Here is a 22,037-nt window from a genome sequence, read left to right as displayed (position 1 = left end):
CAGTACAGCGCCGAGCGTGGCTCAGTGCTTATCCATACCCAGCTTCTTCTCCAGGTAGTGGATGTTCACGCCGCCCTTGCAGAAGCCGGGGTCGCGCACCAGGTCGCGGTGTAGCGGGGCGTTGGTCTTGATGCCGTCGACGATCAGCTCGTCCAGTGCGTTGCGCATGCGGCCCATGGCTTCATCGCGGTTCGCCCCGAAGGTGATCAGCTTGCCGATCAGCGAGTCGTAGTGCGGTGGAACCGAGTAGCCGTCGTACAGGTGGGAGTCAACGCGTACGCCGTTGCCGCCCGGAGCATGGAAGTGCTTGACCTTGCCTGGGCTCGGCATGAAGTTGCGCGGGTCTTCGGCGTTGATGCGGCATTCGACGGCGTGGCCGCGGATGACCACGTCTTCCTGCTTGATCGACAGCTTCTGGCCGCCACCGATCAGCAGCATTTCCTTGACGATATCGATACCGGTGACCATCTCGGTAACCGGGTGCTCCACCTGCACGCGGGTGTTCATCTCGATGAAGTAGAAGTTGCCGTCTTCATAGAGGAACTCGAAGGTGCCGGCGCCGCGGTAGCCGATATCGATGCACGCCTGGACGCAGCGAGCCTGGACCTTGCGGCGGGCTTCTTCGTCGATCAGCGGGGCAGGGGCCTCCTCGATCACCTTCTGGTGGCGGCGCTGCAGCGAGCAGTCGCGATCGCCCAGGTGAATTGCATTGCCCTGACCGTCGGCCAGCACCTGGATTTCCACGTGGCGTGGATTGGTCAGGAACTTCTCGAGGTAGACCATCGGGTTGCCGAAGGCGGCGCCGGCTTCGTTGCGGGTCAGCTTGGCCGAGGCGATCAGGTCCTCTTCCTTGTGCACCACACGCATGCCGCGACCACCACCACCACCGGCGGCCTTGATGATCACCGGGTAGCCTACTTCGCGAGCGATTCGCAGCGCTTCCTGCTCGTCTTCCGGCAGCGGGCCGTCGGAGCCGGGAACGGTGGGGACGCCGGCCTGCTTCATGGCGTCCTTGGCCGACACCTTGTCGCCCATCAGGCGGATCACATCGGCGGTCGGGCCGATGAAGGTGAAGCCGGATTTCTCCACCTGTTCGGCGAAATCGGCGTTCTCGGCGAGGAAACCATAACCGGGGTGAATGCCATCGGCGCCGGTTACCTCGGCAGCGGCGATGATCGCCGGAATGCTCAGGTAGGACTGGGCGGAGGAGGCCGGGCCGATGCACACGGACTCGTCGGCCAGCGACACGTGCATCAGGTCACGGTCGGCAGTGGAGTGCACCGCCACGGTCTTGATGCCCAGTTCCTTGCAGGCGCGCAGGACACGAAGGGCGATCTCGCCGCGGTTGGCGATCAGTACTTTTTCCAACATCGCTGGCTCTCCGCGGTTCAAACGATGGTGAACAGCGGCTGGTCGTATTCGACCGGCTGACCATTCTCCACCAGGATCGATTCGATGGTGCCGCTGGTTTCGGCCTCGATGTGGTTCATCATCTTCATGGCTTCGACGATGCAGAGGATATCGCCCTTCTTGACGGTCTGGCCCACGTCGACGAACGGCTTGGCTTCCGGCGAGGAGGCGCGGTAGAAGGTGCCGACCATCGGCGAACGGACTACGGTGCCGTTCAGCTTGGGCGCGGCCGGAGCGGCGTCGGCAGCTGGGGCGGCAGCAGCGGCGGGAGCGGGTGCCGGGGCGGCCGGTGCCTGATGGGCGTAGATCGGTTGCTGCATCGCTACCTGCTTGCTGTGGCGGCTGATGCGAACCGACTCCTCACCTTCGTGAATTTCCAGCTCGTCGATACCGGACTCTTCCAGCAGTTCGATCAGTTTCTTGACTTTGCGAATATCCATGAAGCGTTGACTCCCAGGTAAGTTCAAAGGGCATTGCTGCTCGCTTCTTCAAGCCACATCAGTGTCCGTCAGGAAGCAGCGAGTTGTTCCAGGGCGGCCTCCAGGGCCAGTCGGTAACCGCTGGCGCCAAGGCCGCAGATCACCCCTACCGCTACGTCGGAGAAATAGGAGTGATGGCGGAAAGGTTCGCGTTTGTGCACGTTGGACAGGTGCACTTCGATGAATGGGATGCTCACGGCCAGCAATGCGTCACGTAATGCGACGCTGGTATGAGTGAAGGCTGCAGGGTTGATCAGGATGAAATCGACGCCTTCGCTGCGCGCGGCATGGATGCGCTCGATCAGTTCGTACTCGGCGTTCGATTGCAGGTGCAGCAGATGATGCCCCGCTTCGCGGGCACGCTGCTCCAGATCCTGGTTGATCTGCGCCAGCGTGACAGCGCCATAGACGCCGGGCTCGCGAGTGCCGAGCAGATTGAGATTCGGGCCATGGAGGACCAGAAACGTGGCCATGCAGGTTCCTTGTTTTTCTTGGTGCGCCGATCCGGCAAGTACCGGCCGGGTCGCGAGAGGTGAAAAACTATGCCCCAGGCAAGGGCTGACTGTCCAGTCATGTCGCGATCGAAGGAAATGCCTGCATTATGTCTGAAGTTTCCCGCAATCATTCGTCGACCCAAGGCGTGCTTCGAGTGCCTGCAACGAAGCACGGCAAATCATCGCGACGCCTGGAGCAAAGCCGCCGCTCGATCCAGTCGATCGGCGAAGCCGGAAGCGTCTATTTCGCCGACTACGCGCACCTCGTTCAGTTCTTTTCCGTTGCCATCGAAGAACAGGATGGCGGGTGGGCCGAACAGCTGGTAGCGATCCAGCAGGCTACGTTGGGCAGCATTGCTCTCGGTGATGTCGAAGCGGATTAGACGATAGTCGGCCAGGCGCGGAGCCACCTGTGGATTGGCGAAGACTTCGCGCTCGATGACCTTGCAGCTGATGCACCAGTCGGCATACCAGTCCAGCATCAGCGGTTGCCCGGCGGCGCGGGCGGCGGCCAGTTGCGCGTCCAGTTCCGCTGGCGTGGAAATGGTGTGCCAGCCTTCGCCAACCTGGCTGCCCGGTGCGGAGCTGCTGGCGATCGGCAGCGGGCGCAGCGGGTCGGAGCCGCCTTGCAGTGCGCCGACCCAGGCGGCCAGGGCGTAGACCAGCAGAGCCAGGCCGAGCAGTTGGGCGAGCTTCTGGCGTGGCGTCTTGCTGGTGAGCTCGAGGGTGCCGAGGAACAGCGCGCTGCCCGCCGCCAGCAATCCCCAGAGCGCCAGGGCGACGGGGCCGGGCAGTACGCGCTCGAGCATCCATATCGCGACCGCCAGCAGCAGCACGCCGAAGAGGTTGCGCACGCCAACCATCCAGGGCCCGCTCTTGGGTAGCAGGGCGCCGCCGCCCGTGGCGAACAGCACCAGCGGTGCGCCCATGCCCAGCCCCAGGGCGAATAGCTTCAGCCCTCCGCCCAGGGCGTCGCCGCTGGCGCTGATGTACAGCAGCGCGCCGGCCAGCGGTGCGGAAACGCATGGCGAGACCAGCAGGCTGGACACCGCACCGAGCAGCGCCGCTCCGGTGAACGAACCGCCGCGGGCGCTGCCGGCCAACCGGTCGAGGCGGCCGCTCAGGGCTCGCGGCAGGCGCAGTTCGAACAGGCCGAACATGGCCAGGGCGAATATCACGAAGAACAGGGCGAAGGGCACCAGAATCCACGCCGATTGCAGGCGTGCCTGCAGATTCAGTTCTGCACCGAACACGCCCATCAGCGCGCCGAGCAGGGCGAAGCCGCCAGCCATTGGCAACACATAGGTCACCGACAGCAGGAAGCTGCGCATGCCGCCGGGCTGGCCGCGCAGGACCACGCCGGTAAGAATCGGCAGCATTGGCAGCACGCAGGGGGTGAATGTCAGGCCGAGGCCGGCGAGGAAGAACAGCGCGACCGAGCGCCAGGAGAGGTCGCCTTCGCTGGCCTGCCCGCTGTTGGCCGCTCCGGCGGATGCGCCTGCGCCATCGCCGATGGGAAGCGACTCGGTTTCCGGTGGATAGCACAGGCCTTTGTCGGCACAACCCTGGTAGGAGACCTGCAGGACGAAGGGGCGATTGTCCGGGTTGGTCAGCGGAAGTTCGACATCGACAATGCCGTAGTAGGCTTCGATCTCGCCGAAATAGTCATCGACCTTGGGCACACCAGCGGGCAGCTTAGGCTCGCCGATGGTGACCGTCGGCTCGTCGGTCTTGAAGACGAATCGATGCCGATAGAGGTAGTAGCCTTCGGCAGCGACGAAGCGCAGGGTGATTCGCTCGGGCGTCGCTTCGACGAGGCTCAGCCTGAATGCCTCGCGTACCGGCAGGAAGTCGCTGCTATTGTTCAGGGCGCTGCCGAAGCCCGCGCTGGGTTTGTTGTCGAACAGGCCGGCATTGGCGGGTAGTACGCAGAAGAGGAGCAGCAGACTCAGTAGGCGAAGCATGGTGATCTCACGGCAAAGCTTTGGCGGCATGATAACCAAGCCTCGAGCTTGGTGCCCGTGCTCAACTGTCGCCCTGTCGATCAGTTTGCAACCAGATGCTGTCGTCCCGCTCGATCACATCCAGCTGCCGCAGCGATTGACCGGCGCAGGGGCCGGCGACGCATTCGCCAGACTCGATAAGGAACAGTGCTCCATGCGTGGCGCATTGCAGCAGGCTGCCGCTTTCGTCGAGAAAGCGGTCGGGCAGCCATTCCAATGGCACTCCCCGGTGCGGACAGCGGTTCTCGTACAGGTAGGGCCGGCCATCCCGGCGAACCGCGATGATCTGCAGTTCGCCTGCGGTGAAACCGCGGCTCTGCCCTTCCGGCAGTTCGGATGTTGCGCACAATCGAATCATCTTGACCTCTCGCAGGAACGGCGATTATCCCGCAACCACTGCTCGTGCGCAGCCTGATGCTAACCGCGGGGTGGCGGCGCCGCCGACACGCTCTTATCCTTCGCCCTCATCCGCCTGGCGAAGCATCCCTGATGGGCACTCGGGTTCCCGTACGTATTCTGTTTGTCGTACTCAGCGTGCTGTTGCTGGCGGCCGTCTGGCTGTCGTTGGCGCTGGGTCCGTTGAGCCTGGCGCTGGACGACACTGCGCTGGCGGCGCTGCGCCTGCTGGGACTGCCGATCGGACATGATGGTCTGCAGCAGGCAGAGTTGATCCTGGGCCAGATCCGGCTGCCGCGTACGCTGCTCGGCTGCGCCGCAGGTGCCGTGCTGGCCCTGTGCGGCGTGGCGATGCAGGGACTCTTTCGCAACCCCTTGGCCGATCCCGGGCTCGTCGGGGTGTCCAGCGGCGCCGCGCTCGGTGCGGCTGCCGCGATCGTCGGCAGCACCTTCGTGCCCGCGCTGCCGCAGGTCTGGCAGCCCTATGTGCTGTCCATGTTCGCCTTCCTTGGCGGCCTCGCGGTGACCTTGCTGGTGTATCGGCTGGGGCGGCGCGACGGGCAGACCCGCGTCGCCACCATGCTGTTGGCGGGTATCGCCCTGACCGCACTGGCCGGTGCCATTGTCGGCCTGTTCACCTATCTTGCCGACGACACCACGTTGCGCTCACTGACCTTCTGGAATCTCGGCAGCCTGAACGGCGCCAGCTACGCGGGGCTATGGCCGCTGTTGCTGATCACGCTTGCCGTCGGCTGTTGGCTGCCACGCCGCGCAACGGCATTGAATGCACTCTTGCTAGGCGAATCCGAGGCGCGCCATTTGGGTTTCGACGTCGAGCGCATCAAGCGCGAGCTGGTGGTCTGTACCGCGCTGGGTGTCGGCGCCGCCGTTGCTGCCGCGGGCCTGATCGGCTTCGTCGGCCTGGTCGTCCCGCATCTGATGCGTCTGCTGGTGGGGCCGGATCATCGGCTGCTGCTGCCGGCCTCGGCGCTCGCCGGCGCCACCCTGCTGTTGCTGGCGGATGTCGCCGCGCGGCTGGTGATCGCGCCTGCCGAGTTGCCGATCGGCATCGTCACGGCGCTGCTCGGCGCGCCGTTCTTTCTGTTCCTGCTGCTCCGGGAGCGTGTTTGATGCTGGTCGGCAGCGATCTGACGGTAAGGCGTGGCGCCATCACGGCGCTGGATGGGGTTTCTCTGCGCTTGCAGGCGGGACAGGTGTCGGGTGTGCTCGGCCCGAACGGAGCGGGCAAGAGCACCTTGCTGGAGGCTCTGTCCGGCGAGCTGAAAACCGCCAGAGGGCAGGTCATGCTGCATGGGCGAGCGCTTGACGACTGGTCGGATCGCGAGCGGGCGCGTTGCCTAGCGGTATTGCCGCAGAGTTCGACGCTGAGCTTTGCCTTCCAGGTCGAAGATGTGGTCGCGATGGGGCGCCTGCCGCATTGCAGCGGCCGTCAGGCTGATGCTCGCATCGTGGCCGCTGCACTCCAGGCCGCGGATGCGCAGCATCTGGCCGGGCGCAGCTATCTGCGGCTGTCCGGTGGCGAGCGTCAGCGGGTGCATCTGGCCCGAGTGCTGGCGCAGCTCTGGCCGGGGGACGAGGGCAGCGTGCTGCTGCTCGACGAGCCCACCTCGATGCTCGACCCGGCACATCAGCACAGCATCCTCCAGGCGGTTCGGCGTTTCGCCGAGCAGGGCGGCGCCGCACTGGTGATCCTGCATGACCTGAATCTGGCTGCCCGTTACTGTGATCGGCTGTTGCTGCTCAAGAACGGTCGCGCACAGATCGCCGGCGCGCCGGACGAGGTGTTGCGCGAGGCGCCGCTGCAAGCCGTGTTCGGCCTGGATGTGCTGGTCCAGCGGCATCCGGAACGAGGTCACCCCCTGGTCATCGCCCGTTGAGGAGGTATGTGGTGCGCATCATCGTTTTATTGACAGTGGTCTTGCTGAGCGCTTGTAGCGTACTGCCACCGCTACCTGAGTGGCAGGGTCCGGAAGGCCGGGACCACGCCGATCTCGGCCTTATCGTCGATCTGCACAATGACGCTGTGCTGACCCCGGCTCAGCTCGTCGCCAGGTTGCAGGACAGCGAGGCCCTGCTGGTCGGCGAGCGCCACGACAATCCCGATCACCATGCGCTGCAGCTCTGGCTGCTGCAGGCGCTGGAGCAGCAACGCCCGCACGGCAGCCTGCTGCTGGAAATGCTCGAGCCCGGCCAGCAGGCGCGTGTCGACAGTGTGCGTCGAAACCTTCGCGCGGGCCATGCGCCGGGCGATCTTGCCCAGGCGCTGGACTGGCAGAAGGGCTGGGCCTGGAACCTCTACGGGCCTTTGGTCAGCCATGCGCTGATGCAGTCCTATCCGCTGTTGCAGGCAAATCTCGGACGCGACGAGATCATGTCCATCTACCGGGCCGCTCCCCGCTTGCAGGGGCGCGCTTCGGCAACGACTACGGTGAGGGATGCTCTGCTCGCGCAGATCGAAACCTCGCATTGCGGCATGCTGCCGGCAAGTCAGCTTCCGGCGATGCTGGCGGTGCAACAGCAGCGTGATCGACGCATGGCCGAACGTCTGCTCGCGGCGCCAAAGCCCGCGATGCTGCTGGCGGGGGCGTTCCATGTGCGGCGTGACCTTGGAGTGCCGCTGCATATCGAGGATCTGGCAGACATGCCTGTCACGGTGCTGATGCTTGCCGAGGTCGGCGAGAGGGTATCTGCCGAGAAGGCAGACTTCGTCTGGTATACACCGGCACAACCAGAGCAGGATCATTGCGAGCAACTGCAGCAGCGCGGCAAATAGCGCAGCCTTATCTGCCAGCCGCAAAATACAGGCAAAAAAAGACCCGGCAGCGCCGGGTCAAAACCGTGATTAGCCTGATGAGGAGATAACCTGAAGGATCGACTGCCTGAGCCTTCAGCTATCGGCTGACCTCGCGATCAGTTGCGATAATAATAACAATTCTCATTTCTGCGTCAACAGGCTTTCTCAAAAAATTTACTGCCCGCGATTCCGGCCTCGCTAGACGGCAATGTTGACCCGCAGGTGGGTGACCTCCTTGTTCAGCAGATCGATGCGGCGCGCCATGCTCTCGATGAGGCTGTGGGCGATGCGCGGATTGCTCTGCGTCAGGCCGAGGAACTGTTCCTTGGGAATCACCATGACCGTGCACGGCTCGCTGGCGACCACCGTTGCGCTGCGGCGCTCGCGAGTGAACACCGCCATGGCGCCGAAGATCTCGTCTTTCTGTACGTCGCCGACCTTCTGTCCGTCGACGATAGCGTCCGCGTGGCCTTCGATGATGATGAATACGTTGTCCGCCTCGTCGCCCTGGCGAATGAGCTCCTCGCCTACCGCGAAATGCTTGAACCCCGTTGCCGGGCGGATTTCCGGTTGCTTCAGGCGTGCCAGGGCGTCGCCGAGCAGGGCGGTATGACCGATCAGATATTGCGTGAAGAGTTCCTGCCGATGCGTGTCGCCATGAACGTGCTGAAACACCGCGTTGCGCGAGTAGGGCACCAGTGTGACGGGCTCGTCGCTGCTGTAGCGGCACTCGGGCAGATCGCTCGACTGGCGCAGGCCGATCAAGTCGCCTTCCTGCAAATAGAACAGCGGTTTGCCGTCGATCACCGCATGCAGCAGGCCGGTCTCGATCACGAACAGCTGCTGGGGCGGCAGCTCCGCGCAAAGGTCGTCGGTGTGTTTGATGTCGAGATTGGGGCCTGATGGTTGCAGGCCCTCCAGCAACTGGCTGGGGATGGCTTGCAGGCGGCTGATCAGGCGATCGGCATACGCCGGTTGTTCCCCGAGTAGATACATGTCGGTAATCCTTGAACGAGCGGCAGACGATTGGCAGGGTCACGTTGACGCACAATAGGCCCGGTCGCGCGAGCGAGTAAATCGTGCCAAGCGGAGGTTGTGAGCTAGCTCTAGTTGTCGGACTCGTTGCTCAGGTTCCGATTCAGCTCGTCCTTCAGCGGGGACGGTAGTTGCTGCCAGGGCACGTCACGCAGTGCGCCTTCAATGGCATAGAGCAGAACCTTGGAAGCAGCAAAGCCGCGCGCCTTGACTGCCCGATAAGAGCTGACCGAGCCGAGCCGCCGCAGGTCATCCCTTGTGTGAATGCCCGAAGCGTGCAGCCACTGAACCGAGGTCTTGCCGAGATTGCGGAGCGATAGCAGTTCGTCGTGCATGGCGGCGTCCTTGCATTGCTAGCGGTTGGGGAAGCCTGTAAGGAAGTGTAGCGGCCAGCGGACTGGGCGCCGCTGATCGGGTGGGCCCCAGGCCGAGAGAATTTGAGGTTCGTGCAGCTCGATGGGGTCGCGGCCGTGCTGCCGTTGCCATTGCTTGACGGCTGACCAGGTGCGCAAGTAGCCCAACAGCTCGCCGAGATTCCACTGTGCCTCAAGGGCGAAGGGTGGCGTGTCGATGCATGCGAACGGTGGCCGGATATCTCGATAGCCGGCGTCGACGCTGGCGCGACCGGCAGGCCAGTAGCCAGCAAGCGTTTCGTGGTAGAGGTGATTAATGACGGCGTCCACATCCGGGGATACTTCCAGCAGGCTGTAGCACCAGGCGCAGAACAGTCCGTTGGGCTTCAGCGCTTGTCGCGCCTGGGCAAAGAATGCCGGAGTGGCGAACCAATGCAGTGCCTGCGCGACGACGATCAGGTCGAGCAGGCCGTTTCGCAGAGGCAGGTGCTCTGCCTCGGCGACGAAACGCTGTACGTCCGCCCAACCGTCGCCCGCGGCAAGTTGCTCGACGCTGGCATCGCAGGCCAGCACCTGGCGGAAGTGGCTCCTCAGCGGAAGGCTGGCCTGACCGTTCCCGGCGGCCAGGTCCAGCGCGTTGTCGGTCGCCTCGCATTGACTGGCGAGCCAGGCAAAAAGCGCCTCCGGGTAGGTCGGGCGGTAACGGGCGTAGTCATCGGAGCGGCTGGAAAACAGCTGAACGCTGTCTCCGGCTCGGGAGAGGCGGGGTTCGCTGGCAGGCATAGGCATTCCCACGGTTGTTATACCGGGAGTATAGAGGCACCGCCGCGGCCTGCCCGCGACGGTGCCTAACGGTCAAAGCCCCGGCAGGCGCTGGCGGATGTTGGCGACCAGCTCGTCGAGGCTGCCGGCATCCTGTGTCTGGACCCGGCAGCTGTGCAGGCGCTCGCTGTCGCTCAGCGGCTCGCGGCTGGCCTGCTGCGCGCGGACCACCTCCATTGTCGCGTCGGACGGATCGGTGCCTTCGGCCTGACGCTGAGCGAGCCACTGGGCGATCACCGCTTCCGGAGCCTCGCAATCGAGGATGAGGAACGGCACGCCGGTCGCTTCGGCCGCCTGCCATGCCGTCTGGCGTTGCGACTGCTTCAGGTAGGCTGCGTCGATGACCACGGCGAACCCGGCCTGCAGTGCGGCAGTCGCCAGCTGGTGCAGGTGGCGATAGGTCGCTTCGCTGGCTTGCTGGCTGTAGATGCCGCTATCGAGCTGGCCCGCCTGCGCCTCGGCCTGCTCGCCGTGCAGACGCTTGCGCTCGACATCCGAGCGCAGACGCACCGCGCCCAGCGCTTCGACCAGGCGCAGTGCCACGTGGCTCTTGCCAACGGCCGATACGCCGTGGGTGATGGCGAGGAAGCGGGACGGAATCGCGCTGTAGCTTTCGGCAAGGTTGGCGTAGCCGCGATACCGGCGCAGGACTACCTTGCGCTGCACGGCGTCCTGCTCCTGATACAGGCGGAACAGGCTGACCTTGCCGCGAACCAGTGCACGATAGGCCTTGTACAGGTTGAGCAGGGCCAGTGCGGCATAGTCGCCGGTGTGTTCCAGCCAGCCGTTGATAAAACGTCGGGCCTGGCATTTCAGCCCGCGATCCTCAAGGTCCATGGCCAGGAACGCAGCATCCGAGGCGACATCAATCAGGCGGAACGGCTCGTTGAACTCGATGCAATCGAACAGCACGACCTTGCCATCGATCAGCGTCGCATTGCCCAGGTGAAGGTCGCCATGGCATTCGCGAACGAGGCCTTGCTGGCAGCGCTGCTCGAGCAGCGGGCGCAAGCGTGTGATGCTGGTTTCGGTCCAGTCTTCGAGCGCGTCCAGCTGGCGCAGATCTTCCGGCTCGCTGAGCAGCGGGCGGATCTGTTCGAAGTTCTGCCGCATTGGTGCGACGATCGCGTCGGCGCTGTTCAGCGCATGGTCCGCTTGTACCTGCGGTGTACTGAGGTGGAAGCTGGCGATCTGCTCGGCCAAGGCGTCGATATGCGCGTCGGTCAGCTCGCCGCGGGCCTGGACCTCGGCCAGCAGCTGGGATTGCGGAAACTCGCGCATCTTCAGCGCGTACTCGAAGGGTTCGCCATCGCCACCGATCACCGGGGCATCAGGCGAGCCGCTGATGGGCAGCACTTCCAGGTAGAGATCGGGCGCCATGCGCTGGTTGAGGCGCAGCTCCTCTTCGCAGAAATGCTTGCGCGCAGACAAATCGGTGAAGTCGAGGAAGCCGAAGTTCACCGGCTTCTTGATCTTGTAGGCGTACTGGCCGGTGAGGATGACCCAGGAGATATGGGTTTCGATGACCCGAAAGCCTTCGGTGGGGTGCGGATACAGGGCAGGATTCTGCAGGGCGGCGATCAGTGCTTGGCTCACGGTCATTCCTTGTCGAAGTTCTTGAACGGGGCGTGCGAGTCCACTGCGAAGCAGTCCACACAGTCGTAAAGTCGCCGGCATTATGGCCGCTGAGCGTTGCGCTGCAAACCGCTGAGAGGCCGTCAATCGGCGGCGGCAAAGTGCGTATAATGCGCCGCCATGACTAAACCTCGCTCCCCTCGTAATCGCTCCAAGCGCCGCTCCAGTGGTGCTCGCCCCTGGTTGGGCTGGGCGGTCAAGCTCTCCATTGTCGGCCTGGTGATCCTGGCCGGTTTCGCCATCTACCTCGATGCTGTCGTGCAGGAGAAATTCTCCGGCAAGCGCTGGACGATTCCGGCAAAGGTTTATGCGCGACCGCTGGAACTGTTCGTCGGTCAGAAGCTGGACAAGAACGACTTCCTTGCTGAGCTGGACGCGCTCGGCTATCGGCGCGAGCGCTCGGTCAGTGGCCCGGGCGGCGCTTCGGTTGCCGGCAATGACATCGAACTGCACACCCGCGGCTTCCAATTCTACGAAGGTGCCGAGCAGTCGCAGCGGCTGCGGGTCCGCTTCTCCGGCGATTTCGTTGCCGGCCTGAGCAGCGCCAACGGTAGCGCCCTGCCTGTGGCGCGTCTGGAGCCGGTGCTGATCGGTGGACTGTATCCGGCGCACAACGAAGATCGCATCCTGATCAAGCTGGACCAGGTGCCACCTTATCTGGTGGAAACGCTGGTCGCAGTGGAGGACCGGGAGTTCTTCAATCATTTTGGCGTGTCGCCCAAATCCATCGCTCGCGCCGTCTGGGTCAACCTGACTGCCGGCCAGGTTCGCCAGGGTGGCAGTACCCTGACCCAGCAGCTGGTCAAGAACTTCTACCTGACCAACGAACGCAGCCTCAGCCGCAAGGCAACCGAGGCGATGATGGCTGTGTTGCTGGAGCTGCATTACGACAAGCAGGAAATCCTCGAGGCCTACCTGAACGAAGTCTTCCTCGGCCAGGATGGCCGTCGCGCCGTGCATGGTTTCGGACTGGCCAGCCAGTACTTCTTCGGTCAGCCGCTGGCCGAGCTGAAGCTGCCGCAAGTGGCGCTGCTGGTCGGTATGGTCAAGGGGCCTACCTACTACAACCCGCGACGCAATCCCGAGCGTGCGCTGGAGAGGCGCAATCTGGTGCTCGATCTCTTGGCCGAGCAGCAGGTCATCAGTGTCGATGAGGCGGCCAAGGCCAAGCAGGCGCCACTGGGGGTAACCCAGCGCGGCAGCATGGCGGACAGTTCCTATCCGGCCTTCCTCGACCTGGTCAAGCGTCAGCTGCGCGAGGACTATCGGGACGAGGACCTCACCGAAGAGGGCCTGCGCGTCTTCACCAGTTTCGATCCGGTGCTCCAGCTGAAGGCCGAGCAGGCCATGAGCGAAACCCTCAAGCGACTCGGCAAGGCCACCGAGGGCGTCGAGGGCGCGATGATCGTCACTAATCCCGAAACCGGTGAAATCCAGGCCATGCTGGGTAGCCGCCAGCCAGGTTTCGCCGGCTTCAATCGGGCGCTGGACGCGTCGCGTCCGATCGGCTCGCTGATCAAGCCGGCCATCTACCTGGCCGCGCTGGAGAAGCCCAGCCAGTACACGCTGACCAGTCTGCTCGAGGACGAGCCCTTCTCCGTGAAAGGTGCCGATGGGCAGGTCTGGAAGCCGCAGAATTATGGGCGTCAGGCCTATGGAACAGTGTATCTGTATCAGGCGCTCGCCAATTCCTACAACCTGTCGACCGCGCGGCTCGGGCTCGATCTGGGCGTGCCGAACGTGCTGAAGACGCTCGAGCGCCTGGGTGCATCACCCAAATGGCCGGCTTACCCGTCGATGCTGCTGGGGGCCGGCGGCCTGCGTCCGATCGAAGTGGCCGACATGTATCAGACGCTTGCCAACGGTGGCTTCAATACCCCGCTGCGGGGCATTCGCAGTGTACTGACCGCGGACGGTGAGCCACTCAAGCGTTACCCGTTCCAGATTCAGCAGCGCTTCGATCCGGGCGCGATCTACCTGACTCAGTACGCCATGCAGCGGGCCATGCGCGAAGGAACGGGGCGTTCCGCCTACAACCGTTTGCCGCAGTCGCTGAATCTGGCTGGCAAGACCGGTACCACCAACGATTCGCGTGACAGCTGGTTTGCCGGCTTCAGTCAGGATCTGCTGGCCGTGGTCTGGTTGGGCCGTGATGACAATGGCAAGACTTCACTGACCGGAGCGACCGGCGCGCTGCAGGTGTGGAGCGACTTCATGCGGAGGGCCGATCCGCTGCCTCTGCAGATGCCTGTGCCGGACAACGTGACATACGCCTGGGTGGATGCGAGAAGCGGACTGGGTACGGATGAGCGCTGCCCCGATGCGGTGCAGATGCCCTATATTCGCGGCAGCGAGCCGGCACCCGGACCTGGCTGCGGCATTCAGGCGCCAGCGGAGTCGGTCATGGATTGGGTGCGTGGCTGGTTGGAGTAACTGCCGCAGAGGTCGCGCGCTTCGTGGTTCTACGTTGAGAGGTCTGAATTGGTGAACAAGCAGTGGATGGCCGTTGTTGCAGCGGTGGCGCTGGTACAGGGGTGCGCGACCGTGGATCGTGGTTCGATCCCCGTGGTGGACTCGGGCGCTCCCGTTTCCGAGGAGGTGGCGGCTCGCCAGGGATACCGCGCGCCAGCCGGGGTCGCAGCACCAAGGCAGCAGCAGGAGGACTCTGGGGTGGTGGTGATGGTGCCGCAAGGCAGCTCTGCTCCGCTTGAGACGTTCGCCGCGCCAGATGCTCCCTTTGTTGGGGCGAGTGGGACGCCAGGCGGCGATCAGCCTGCGTGGCAGCCGGCGCCGTCAATCTCGGCGCCAGCCAGCACGCAGCAGCCGAGCATGCCCACCGGTATCCCATCCTCCGGCAGCGGCCTGGCCGCCGACGAGCAACTGGATGGACCTGTGCTCGCGCTGTTGACTACGGCTCAACAGCAGCAGGGCGGTGGTGATCTGAATGGTGCGGCTTCCAGTCTCGAACGCGCGCAGCGTATTGCGCCGCGCGAGCCGCAGGTCCTCTATCGTCTGGCTCAGGTCCGGTTGGCACAGGGGGATGCCACTCAGGCGGAGCAGCTGTCGCGCCGCGCATTGAGTTATGCCAGTGGACGCCCCGCGCTGCAGGCGAGCCTCTGGGAATTGATCGCACAGGCACGTGAGCGGCGGGGCGACAGTGCCGGTGCCGCTCAAGCTCGTGAGCGAGCCAAGGTCAATCTGTGATGGATCCGCGCCTTCCGGCGATCGCGCAGCAGCTGCTTTTGATCGAGCGCGAGCTGCGCACGCTTGACCTGTGGAGCGCAGAACCTCCGTCGCCGGAGGCTCTGGCCAGCGTCGAGCCATTTTGCGTGGATACGTTGCGCTTCGAGCAATGGCTGCAGTGGATATTCCTGCCGCGGATGAAAGCGATCGTCGAAGCGGATCATCCTCTGCCACAGGCGTCGGGCATCTGTGCGATGGCAGAGGTGGTCTATCGGGAGGGACGGGTAGTCAGTCTGCTAGAGGCGTTGCGTGCTTTCGATGCCTTGATCGAGGCGCCTTCGCGCTGAGCGGCTTGGCGGGCCGCCAGCTCAAAATCTGAAGCGGCGGTATCAGTTGCAGTTTTCGGCGATCTTGTCGCGTGTTTCTGCGATCCGGGCCTGCCGCTCCTCTTCGGTGATTCGCCGGGTTTCACCCTTCTCTTCAACACGGACCCGCGGATTGTTCTGCAGTTGCGCGAGGTTGGTGCGCATGGTTTCGCAGTAACGCTTGCGCTCGGCCTCTTGCTCGGCGACCTGCTGTTTCACCTTGCGGTCGATGCTTTGCTGATCGGGCTCGCCGCTTTTTTCCTGCGGGGCAGGTGCCGGCGCTGTTACGGATTTGCCTGGCGCAACCACGGTATTAACAGTTTCCACCTGCTGCCCCTGCGGCGGCTGGGCGCCAAAGTGCGTCACGCCCTGGGCATCCACCCATTTGTACACCTGCGCGGCCATGGCATTGCCGCAAAGCGCCAGTGCCAGGCCGCTCGCAAGAACCGTCAATCGCATGCTGTTACCTTCATCAGGATCGGAAAACGGCCTCCACTATACCCAAAAGCCGAGGGCGTACTTCTGCGCGCCGTCACAGCTCGAGGTTGGCTGAAACGTAACGGCAGGCTTGACTTGCGGGTGCCGAATCCGAACAATCCGAGGCTTGCTGTCCTGAGTCGCCTCGCCGCAAGCGATACCGGCTCAGTCTAGACAGACATGAGGTGCTACCCGCGCCGACCTGCATCACCCGCAACGCGTTACCTCGCGCTGGGTGGAGAGCCCGCGACACCAGGGACTCTTCCGATACTGGCTCAATCAGTGGCTGACGTAGTCGGCGACCACCGTCGCTCATGCCCTGTTGGCAGTAAACCTATTTCTGGCGGCTCCGGCTTGGACCGCTATCTGGCGTTCAGAGGTGAACAACGTGGAACTCTTATCCGGCGCTGAAATGGTCGTCCGCTCCCTGCGTGACGAAGGCGTTAAGTACATCTACGGGTACCCGGGCGGTGCCGTTCTGCATATCTACGATGCGCTTTTCAAGGAAAAGGCCATCGAGCACATCCTGGTTCGTCACGAGCAGGCCGCCACGCACATGGCCGATGGCTATGCGCGCGCGACCGGCAAGGCCGGCGTGGTGCTGGTGACCTCCGGTCCCGGGGCGACCAATGCCATCACCGGTATAGCCACCGCCTTCATGGACTCGATCCCGATGGTGGTCATCTCCGGTCAGGTGCCCAGCACCATGGTCGGCACCGATGCCTTCCAGGAAACCGACATGATCGGCATCTCCCGTCCGATCGTTAAGCACAGCTTCATGATCAAGCATCCTTCGGAAATTCCCGAAGTGATGAAGAAGGCCTTCTATCTCGCCGAGTCCGGGCGTCCAGGGCCGGTTGTCATCGATATCCCGAAGGATATGACCAACCCGGCCGAGAAATTCGAGTACGTCTACCCGAAGAAGGCCAAGTTGCGTTCGTACAGCCCGGCCGTGCGTGGGCATTCCGGCCAGATTCGCAAGGCAGCGGAATTGCTGCTGGGCGCCAAGCGGCCAATTATCTACGCCGGTGGCGGTGTGGTCCTGGGCAAGGCTTCGGCGCAACTGACCGAGCTGGCGAAGATGCTCAACCTGCCGGTGACTAACACCCTGATGGGCCTGGGGTGCTTTCCGGGCAGCGACCGCCAGTTCGTCGGCATGCTCGGCATGCACGGCAGCTACACCGCCAACCTGGCGATGCATCACTCCGATGTGATCCTCGCGGTCGGTGCGCGTTTCGATGACCGCGTGATCAACGGCGCGACCAAGTTCTGTCCGAACGCCAAGATCATCCACATCGATATCGACCCGGCATCCATCTCCAAGACCATCAAGGCGGATATCCCGATTGTCGGTCCGGTGGACAGCGTGCTCACCGAGATGGTCGCCATCGTCAAGGAGATCGGCCAGGCGCCGAATGCCGAGACCGTGGCCAGCTGGTGGAAGCAGATCGACGAGTGGCGCGGCAATGGCCGGCTGTTCCCCTACAACGAGGGCGATGGTTCGATCATCAAGCCGCAGGCCGCCATCGAGGTGCTCTGCGAAGTGACCAAGGGCGAGGCTTATGTAGCCTCGGACGTTGGTCAGCATCAGATGTTCGCCTGCCAGTACTACAAGTTCGACAAGCCCAACCGCTGGCTCAATTCGGGCGGCCTCGGCACCATGGGCTTTGGTCTGCCGGCAGCCATGGGCGTGAAGCTGAATTTCCCCGAAGCCGATGTCGCGGTGGTGACCGGTGAGGGCAGCATCCAGATGAACATCCAGGAACTGTCCACCTGCCTGCAGTACGACCTGCCGGTGAAGATCATCAACCTCAACAACGGTGCGCTGGGCATGGTCCGCCAATGGCAGGACATGGTGTACAACAGTCGCTACTCGCATTCCTACATGGAATCGCTGCCCGACTTCGTCAAGTTGGCCGAGGCCTACGGGCACGTCGGCATGCGCATCACCGATCTCAAAGATCTCAAGCCGATGATGGAAGAGGCGTTCGCCATGAAGGACCGCCTGGTCTTCCTGGATATCGCCGTCGACACCGCCGAGCATGTCTATCCAATGCAGATCAAGGATGGCGCGATGCGTGACATGTGGCTGAGCAAGACGGAGCGTACCTGATCATGAGACATATCATTTCCCTGCTGATGGAAAACGAACCGGGTGCGCTGTCTCGTGTGGTCGGCCTGTTTTCGCAACGCAACTACAACATCGAAAGCCTCACCGTGGCACCGACCGAAGACCCGACCCTGTCGCGTCTCACGTTGACCACGGTAGGGCACGAGGAAGTGATCGAGCAGATCACCAAGAACCTCAACAAGCTGGTGGAAGTGGTCAAGCTGGTCGACCTGTCGGAGAGCGCCCATATCGAGCGCGAACTGATGCTGATCAAGGTCAAGGCCACCGGCGCTCAGCGCGCCGAAGTCAAGCGCACCACCGACATCTTCCGTGGGCAGATCGTCGACGTGACCACCAGCGTCTATACCATTCAGCTGGCCGGAACCAGTGACAAATTGGACAGCTTCATCCAGGCCATTGGTACAGCCTCGATCCTCGAGGTTGTGCGCAGCGGTGTCACCGGAATCTCTCGCGGCGACAAAGTGCTGAGTATCTAACGACTGCCGGACACGTCGTCTCGTCAGTCAGCAACGTTTTATCGAATGGCCCACGAGGCCGGCAACAGGGGTAATTCATGAAGGTTTCTTACGATAAAGACTGCGACCTCTCCATCATCCAGGGCAAGAAGGTCGCCATCATCGGTTACGGTTCCCAGGGTCACGCGCACGCGTGCAACCTGAAGGATTCCGGCGTCGACGTCACCGTCGGTCTGCGTCCGGGTTCCTCTTCCATTGCCAAGGCCGAGGCCCATGGCCTGAAGGTCAGTGACGTTCCGGCCGCCGTTGCCGCTGCCGATCTGGTAATGATCCTGACCCCGGACGAGTTTCAGGGCCGCCTGTACAAGGACGAGATCGAGCCAAACCTGAAGCAGGGCGCGACCCTGGCCTTCGCTCACGGCTTCTCCGTTCACTACAACCAGGTCGTGCCGCGTGCCGATCTGGACGTGATCATGATCGCTCCGAAAGCGCCGGGTCACACCGTGCGTTCCGAGTTCGTCAAGGGCGGCGGCATTCCCGACCTGATCGCGATCTACCAGGACGCTTCCGGCAATGCCCGTAACGTCGCACTGTCCTACGCCTGCGGCGTCGGCGGTGGCCGTACCGGCATCATCGAAACCACCTTCAAGGACGAAACCGAAACCGACCTGTTCGGCGAGCAGGCCGTTCTCTGTGGCGGTTGCGTCGAGCTGGTCAAGGCCGGCTTCGAAACCCTGGTCGAAGCTGGCTACGCGCCGGAAATGGCCTACTTCGAGTGCCTGCATGAGCTGAAGTTGATCGTCGATCTGATGTTCGAAGGCGGCATCGCCAACATGAACTACTCGATCTCCAACAACGCCGAGTACGGCGAGTACGTGACCGGTCCTGAAGTGATCAACGCCGAGTCCCGCGCCGCCATGCGTAATGCCCTGAAGCGCATTCAGGACGGCGAATACGCCAAGATGTTCATCACTGAAGGTGCCGCCAACTATCCGTCCATGACGGCCTACCGTCGCAACAATGCGGCTCATGGCATCGAAGTGGTTGGCGAGAAGCTGCGCGCGATGATGCCTTGGATCGCTGCGAACAAGATCGTGGACAAGAGCAAGAACTGATCGGTTTTTCTGCTCAAGAAAACGCGGCTACGGCCGCGTTTTTTCATTCTGTTCCCCGGCTTCTGGTATAAATCGCGGCTTTGGCCAGGCTGAACCGCGAGTGTGTCGATCTGGTCGAAATCTATCCGTACCTGTTGTAGAAGGTGAATGCGCATGAGTGGACAATCCGAAGAGCCGAACAAGCCAGTCGAGCCAGAAAGCATTCTGCCGATCGACGAGCATGTGGAGGAAACCCAGGAGGCTGACGGCCGCAAGGTACGCCACCGGGGCATCTACCTGCTGCCGAACCTGTTCACCACTGCCAACCTCTTCGCTGGGTTCTTCTCGATCATCACAGCGATCAACGGCAATTTCTATGTGGCCGCGGCGACGGTCTTCGTCGCGATGGTGCTCGATAGTCTGGACGGACGCGTTGCGCGCCTGACCAATACGCAGAGTGCTTTCGGCGCGGAATACGACTCGCTGTCAGATATGGTGGCTTTCGGTCTGGCGCCTGCGGTACTCGCATACGAGTGGGCGCTTTCGGAACTCGGCAACGTTGGGCTCACCGTCGCCTTCATCTACGTTGCCTGCGCGGCGCTGCGTCTGGCGCGTTTCAATACGCAGATCGGCAAGGTCGACAAACGCTGGTTCATCGGGTTGGCAAGTCCGGCCGCGGCGGGCGTGGTGGCTGGTTGGGTCTGGGCCGTTTGGGCGCTCGATGATGCCGGTATTCGTGGCGTCGATCTGCCGCTGGTGCTGGTCATGCTCTTTGCGCTGATGGTCGCGGCTGCCGGTCTGCTGATGGTCAGCAATATCAAGTACTACAGCTTCAAGGATCTGGACCTGAAAGGGCGGGTTCCCTTCGTTGCGATTTTGGTCGTGGTCTTGGTGTTTGCGGTGGTATTCAGCGACCCGCCTCGTATCCTCCTGCTGATCTTCCTCGCATATGCGGTTTCCGGCCCGGTTCAGTACCTGATGCAGCTGCGTCGGCGTAAGCGCGTCGAGGGTTGATTTTCGATCTGGCTGCGCGTATTGCTCGTTCAGAGCCGATACGCGGAGCTGCTCATGCTGATCAGAATCCCCCCTTCCGGTACGTGCCGTGAATCTGAGGTGACGACGGAGACGGTCTATCGAAGTCGGCGTCGCTTCATTCAGAGGGCAGCAATTGCCGGAGCGGCTTTGGGGTTGCCCTCTCTGGCCCCGGCATCCGAGCAGTACCCCGGCGTCCCCGATGCGCCAGCCTCTCCTTGGTTCGTTGGCAAACTGAGCGATACCCGTTGGCGCGCTGTCGTCCCGGAAGACGAAGCCATCACTCCGTATGGGGACGCCACGCAGTACAACAACTTCTATGAGTTCGGCCCCAACAAGGGCGACCCGGCGCGCTACGCCGGCGAGTTGAAAGTCGAGCCGTGGACGGTGCTGATTGATGGCGCAGTCGAAAAGCCAGGACGCTATTCGCTCGAGGATCTTTTTGCGGAAGGGCAGCTCGAGGAGCGGATCTATCGTCTGCGTTGTGTGGAGGCCTGGTCGATGGTGATTCCCTGGCTAGGTTTTCCGTTGGGCGACCTGATTCGGAGGGTTCGCCCCCTTTCGGCAGCAAAGTTTGTACGCTTCGAAACGGCTTACCGGCCCGACGAGATGCGTGGCACGCGTTCCAGCTTTGCATTGATCGATTGGCCGTATGTCGAAGGGTTGCGCATGGATGAGGCGATGCATCCGCTCAGCCTGCTCGCCGTTGGCATGTATGGGCGGGTATTGCCGAATCAGAATGGGGCGCCATTACGGCTAGTCGTACCCTGGAAGTACGGCTTCAAGAGCATCAAATCGATCGTGCGAATCAGCTTTGTAAGTGAGCAGCCGACCACCACCTGGCAGTCGATGGCTCCTGAGGAGTATGGGTTCTACGCCAACGTCAACCCACAGGTCTCCCATCCGCGTTGGTCTCAGGCTCGTGAGCGGCGGCTTCCTGGGAGCCTGTTCAGCCCCAACGTCCGGGAGACCCAGCTGTTCAACGGCTATGCCGATCAGGTGGCAGGCTTGTACGCTTCGATGGATCTCAGCAAGGACTACTGATGCGTTACCCATTGTGGCGGCTGGGTGTGTTCCTATGCGCCGCCAGCGTATCTTTGTACTGGCTATATCTCGCCTGGACGTTTGCGTTGGGACCTGACCCTGGAAAGGTTTTGGTGGATAACCTGGGGCAGGGCGCGCTGGTCCTCTTGCTTCTAACGCTTGCCATGACGCCCCTGCAGCGGGTGACGGGTTGGGCCGGTTGGCTCGCCGTACGCCGCCAGCTTGGACTTTGGTGCTTCACCTACGCGTTGATGCATGTCGCCAGTTATCTTTTCTTCCTGCTGGGTGCTGAATTCTCGCGTTTGCCTGAGGAGTTGAGCGAACGCCCTTACATTTTTGTCGGGGCGCTCGGCTTGCTTGGGCTCACCGTGCTGGCCGCTACCTCCTCTCGATGGAGCATGCGGCGTCTCGGTAAACGCTGGAAAACCCTGCATCGACTGATCTACGTCATCGTCATTGTGGTGTTGATACATATGCTTTGGGTTGTACGTGCCGATGCTGGAAGATGGTCGCTTTATGCCAGCATAGCTGCGATCTTGCTTGTTCTACGGCTCCCAGTCGTAGCCTCTGTTTTAGGACGACTGCGTACACAAACGAGCAAAGGCCGCAACAAAACCGAAATAAACGGTTGACGGCTGTTTTCAGGCCCCTATAATGCGCACCACTTCCGGCGCAGTCCTCAAGCAAAACCTCTTGTAAATCAAAAGGTTAGCTAATTAAAAGGGTTGCACTGGTGGCGGATTCGAGTAGAATGCGCCGCGCTGACAGGGTGGTGGTTGAGCCTGGTTGGTGGCTTCGGTCGGATCGATCGAAG

Annotated in this window: 22 protein-coding genes; 12 read left to right on the top strand and 10 right to left on the bottom strand. The window is 62.6% G+C overall.

From position 1 onward, the window contains the following. Positions 1-21 precede the first annotated feature (21 nt). The 5 genes from accC to HZR81_RS17040 all read right to left on the bottom strand — a co-directional run bounded on the left by accC (position 22) and on the right by HZR81_RS17040 (position 4,744). Positions 22-1,371, bottom strand: coding sequence for an acetyl-CoA carboxylase biotin carboxylase subunit (accC, locus tag HZR81_RS17060; protein WP_102838512.1), 1,350 nt, complete (start codon positions 1,369-1,371; stop codon positions 22-24). 17 nt (positions 1,372-1,388) lie between these two features. Beyond that, a complete protein-coding gene (gene accB / locus HZR81_RS17055; protein WP_063540413.1) occupies positions 1,389-1,850 on the bottom strand; it encodes an acetyl-CoA carboxylase biotin carboxyl carrier protein in 462 nt (153 codons plus the stop codon). Positions 1,851-1,918: 68 nt separating this feature from the next. Further along, positions 1,919-2,362: a type II 3-dehydroquinate dehydratase gene (gene aroQ, locus HZR81_RS17050; RefSeq protein WP_063540412.1), complete on the bottom strand. Its 444-nt coding sequence runs from the start codon at positions 2,360-2,362 to the stop codon at positions 1,919-1,921. 200 nt (positions 2,363-2,562) lie between these two features. Beyond that, positions 2,563-4,347: a protein-disulfide reductase DsbD gene (locus HZR81_RS17045; protein ID WP_500128797.1), complete on the bottom strand. Its 1,785-nt coding sequence runs from the start codon at positions 4,345-4,347 to the stop codon at positions 2,563-2,565. Positions 4,348-4,408: 61 nt separating this feature from the next. Then, the gene (locus tag HZR81_RS17040) at positions 4,409-4,744 is read right to left on the bottom strand and encodes a Rieske (2Fe-2S) protein (RefSeq protein WP_500128796.1); all 336 of its coding nucleotides are present in this window, start codon (positions 4,742-4,744) and stop codon (positions 4,409-4,411) included. Between the two features lie 185 nt (positions 4,745-4,929). On the opposite strand from HZR81_RS17040, the gene HZR81_RS17035 reads away from it, so the two are divergent. The 3 genes from HZR81_RS17035 to HZR81_RS17025 are packed head-to-tail and all read left to right on the top strand — an operon-like array spanning position 4,930 to position 7,576. Continuing rightward, positions 4,930-5,913 (top strand): FecCD family ABC transporter permease, encoded by a 984-nt coding sequence (locus tag HZR81_RS17035; protein WP_180981615.1) that lies wholly within the window; start codon positions 4,930-4,932, stop codon positions 5,911-5,913. After that, positions 5,913-6,680, top strand: coding sequence for a heme ABC transporter ATP-binding protein (locus HZR81_RS17030; protein ID WP_102838508.1), 768 nt, complete (start codon positions 5,913-5,915; stop codon positions 6,678-6,680). Before HZR81_RS17035 ends, HZR81_RS17030 begins: the two co-directional genes overlap by 1 nt. 11 nt (positions 6,681-6,691) lie before the next feature. Continuing rightward, positions 6,692-7,576, top strand: coding sequence for a ChaN family lipoprotein (locus tag HZR81_RS17025; RefSeq protein WP_500128795.1), 885 nt, complete (start codon positions 6,692-6,694; stop codon positions 7,574-7,576). A gap of 219 nt (positions 7,577-7,795) precedes the next feature. On the opposite strand, the gene HZR81_RS17020 is transcribed toward HZR81_RS17025, so the two are convergent. The 4 genes from HZR81_RS17020 to HZR81_RS17005 all read right to left on the bottom strand — a co-directional run bounded on the left by HZR81_RS17020 (position 7,796) and on the right by HZR81_RS17005 (position 11,403). Next, the gene (locus tag HZR81_RS17020) at positions 7,796-8,593 is read right to left on the bottom strand and encodes a Crp/Fnr family transcriptional regulator (protein ID WP_270053922.1); all 798 of its coding nucleotides are present in this window, start codon (positions 8,591-8,593) and stop codon (positions 7,796-7,798) included. A 110-nt stretch (positions 8,594-8,703) separates the two neighbouring features. Then, positions 8,704-8,967 carry a TfoX/Sxy family protein gene (locus HZR81_RS17015; protein ID WP_500128794.1) on the bottom strand — a complete coding sequence of 88 codons (264 nt, stop codon included), beginning with the start codon at positions 8,965-8,967 and terminating at the stop codon, positions 8,704-8,706. Positions 8,968-8,985: 18 nt separating this feature from the next. Next, the gene (locus HZR81_RS17010) at positions 8,986-9,768 is read right to left on the bottom strand and encodes a class I SAM-dependent methyltransferase (RefSeq protein WP_500128793.1); all 783 of its coding nucleotides are present in this window, start codon (positions 9,766-9,768) and stop codon (positions 8,986-8,988) included. A 72-nt stretch (positions 9,769-9,840) separates the two neighbouring features. Then, on the bottom strand, positions 9,841-11,403 hold the full coding sequence (locus HZR81_RS17005) for a bifunctional aminoglycoside phosphotransferase/ATP-binding protein (protein ID WP_500128792.1): 1,563 nt from the start codon (positions 11,401-11,403) through the stop codon (positions 9,841-9,843). A gap of 159 nt (positions 11,404-11,562) precedes the next feature. On the opposite strand from HZR81_RS17005, the gene mrcB reads away from it, so the two are divergent. The 3 genes from mrcB to HZR81_RS16990 all read left to right on the top strand — a co-directional run bounded on the left by mrcB (position 11,563) and on the right by HZR81_RS16990 (position 14,972). Beyond that, on the top strand, positions 11,563-13,875 hold the full coding sequence (gene mrcB, locus HZR81_RS17000; protein ID WP_500128791.1) for a penicillin-binding protein 1B: 2,313 nt from the start codon (positions 11,563-11,565) through the stop codon (positions 13,873-13,875). 66 nt (positions 13,876-13,941) lie between these two features. After that, positions 13,942-14,646, top strand: a complete 705-nt coding sequence (locus tag HZR81_RS16995) for a tetratricopeptide repeat protein (protein ID WP_458993427.1) — start codon at positions 13,942-13,944, stop codon at positions 14,644-14,646. Continuing rightward, on the top strand, positions 14,646-14,972 hold the full coding sequence (locus HZR81_RS16990; RefSeq protein ID WP_500128790.1) for a YqcC family protein: 327 nt from the start codon (positions 14,646-14,648) through the stop codon (positions 14,970-14,972). Before HZR81_RS16995 ends, HZR81_RS16990 begins: the two co-directional genes overlap by 1 nt. A gap of 42 nt (positions 14,973-15,014) precedes the next feature. Here HZR81_RS16990 and HZR81_RS16985 read toward each other — a convergent pair whose 3' ends face one another. Beyond that, on the bottom strand, positions 15,015-15,449 hold the full coding sequence (locus tag HZR81_RS16985; RefSeq protein WP_133455753.1) for a DUF4124 domain-containing protein: 435 nt from the start codon (positions 15,447-15,449) through the stop codon (positions 15,015-15,017). 406 nt (positions 15,450-15,855) lie between these two features. On the opposite strand from HZR81_RS16985, the gene HZR81_RS16980 reads away from it, so the two are divergent. From HZR81_RS16980 to msrQ, 6 genes are all read left to right on the top strand, one after another. Then, the gene (locus HZR81_RS16980) at positions 15,856-17,580 is read left to right on the top strand and encodes an acetolactate synthase 3 large subunit (RefSeq protein ID WP_063540430.1); all 1,725 of its coding nucleotides are present in this window, start codon (positions 15,856-15,858) and stop codon (positions 17,578-17,580) included. A gap of 2 nt (positions 17,581-17,582) precedes the next feature. Continuing rightward, on the top strand, positions 17,583-18,074 hold the full coding sequence (gene ilvN / locus HZR81_RS16975; RefSeq protein WP_013983830.1) for an acetolactate synthase small subunit: 492 nt from the start codon (positions 17,583-17,585) through the stop codon (positions 18,072-18,074). 77 nt (positions 18,075-18,151) lie between these two features. Next, complete coding sequence (gene ilvC / locus HZR81_RS16970) at positions 18,152-19,168, top strand: ketol-acid reductoisomerase (protein WP_500128789.1); 1,017 nt, start codon at positions 18,152-18,154, stop codon at positions 19,166-19,168. Positions 19,169-19,321: 153 nt separating this feature from the next. After that, positions 19,322-20,161: a CDP-diacylglycerol--serine O-phosphatidyltransferase gene (gene pssA, locus HZR81_RS16965; RefSeq protein WP_063540400.1), complete on the top strand. Its 840-nt coding sequence runs from the start codon at positions 19,322-19,324 to the stop codon at positions 20,159-20,161. 54 nt (positions 20,162-20,215) lie between these two features. Continuing rightward, the gene (msrP, locus tag HZR81_RS16960; protein ID WP_500128788.1) at positions 20,216-21,223 is read left to right on the top strand and encodes a protein-methionine-sulfoxide reductase catalytic subunit MsrP; all 1,008 of its coding nucleotides are present in this window, start codon (positions 20,216-20,218) and stop codon (positions 21,221-21,223) included. After that, the gene (msrQ, locus tag HZR81_RS16955; protein WP_500128787.1) at positions 21,223-21,855 is read left to right on the top strand and encodes a protein-methionine-sulfoxide reductase heme-binding subunit MsrQ; all 633 of its coding nucleotides are present in this window, start codon (positions 21,223-21,225) and stop codon (positions 21,853-21,855) included. Before msrP ends, msrQ begins: the two co-directional genes overlap by 1 nt. The last annotated feature ends 182 nt before the right edge of the window (positions 21,856-22,037 follow it).

The organism is Pseudomonas sp. LM13 (genome assembly GCF_041381355.1).
Lineage (GTDB): Bacteria > Pseudomonadota > Gammaproteobacteria > Pseudomonadales > Pseudomonadaceae > Stutzerimonas > Stutzerimonas frequens.
The sequence above is the reverse complement of the archived record's forward strand: the minus strand, read 5'-3'. Positions and strand labels throughout refer to the sequence as shown.

Bases quoted from the DNA above. Each gene is read 5' to 3' on its own strand.
- accB (WP_063540413.1), bottom strand. From the start codon at position 1,850: ATGGATATTCGCAAAGTCAAGAAACTGATCGAACTGCTGGAAGAGTCC.
- msrP (WP_500128788.1), top strand. From the start codon at position 20,216: ATGCTGATCAGAATCCCCCCTTCCGGTACGTGCCGTGAATCTGAGGTG.
- HZR81_RS16995 (WP_458993427.1), top strand. From the start codon at position 13,942: ATGGCCGTTGTTGCAGCGGTGGCGCTGGTACAGGGGTGCGCGACCGTG.
- HZR81_RS17040 (WP_500128796.1), bottom strand. From the start codon at position 4,744: ATGATTCGATTGTGCGCAACATCCGAACTGCCGGAAGGGCAGAGCCGC.
- ilvN (WP_013983830.1), top strand. From the start codon at position 17,583: ATGAGACATATCATTTCCCTGCTGATGGAAAACGAACCGGGTGCGCTG.
- aroQ (WP_063540412.1), bottom strand. From the start codon at position 2,362: ATGGCCACGTTTCTGGTCCTCCATGGCCCGAATCTCAATCTGCTCGGC.
- HZR81_RS17015 (WP_500128794.1), bottom strand. From the start codon at position 8,967: ATGCACGACGAACTGCTATCGCTCCGCAATCTCGGCAAGACCTCGGTT.
- HZR81_RS17010 (WP_500128793.1), bottom strand. From the start codon at position 9,768: ATGCCTGCCAGCGAACCCCGCCTCTCCCGAGCCGGAGACAGCGTTCAG.
- ilvC (WP_500128789.1), top strand. From the start codon at position 18,152: ATGAAGGTTTCTTACGATAAAGACTGCGACCTCTCCATCATCCAGGGC.
- HZR81_RS16990 (WP_500128790.1), top strand. From the start codon at position 14,646: ATGGATCCGCGCCTTCCGGCGATCGCGCAGCAGCTGCTTTTGATCGAG.
- msrQ (WP_500128787.1), top strand. From the start codon at position 21,223: ATGCGTTACCCATTGTGGCGGCTGGGTGTGTTCCTATGCGCCGCCAGC.
- pssA (WP_063540400.1), top strand. From the start codon at position 19,322: ATGAGTGGACAATCCGAAGAGCCGAACAAGCCAGTCGAGCCAGAAAGC.
- HZR81_RS17030 (WP_102838508.1), top strand. From the start codon at position 5,913: ATGCTGGTCGGCAGCGATCTGACGGTAAGGCGTGGCGCCATCACGGCG.
- HZR81_RS17045 (WP_500128797.1), bottom strand. From the start codon at position 4,347: ATGCTTCGCCTACTGAGTCTGCTGCTCCTCTTCTGCGTACTACCCGCC.
- HZR81_RS16985 (WP_133455753.1), bottom strand. From the start codon at position 15,449: ATGCGATTGACGGTTCTTGCGAGCGGCCTGGCACTGGCGCTTTGCGGC.
- mrcB (WP_500128791.1), top strand. From the start codon at position 11,563: ATGACTAAACCTCGCTCCCCTCGTAATCGCTCCAAGCGCCGCTCCAGT.
- accC (WP_102838512.1), bottom strand. From the start codon at position 1,371: ATGTTGGAAAAAGTACTGATCGCCAACCGCGGCGAGATCGCCCTTCGT.
- HZR81_RS17020 (WP_270053922.1), bottom strand. From the start codon at position 8,593: ATGTATCTACTCGGGGAACAACCGGCGTATGCCGATCGCCTGATCAGC.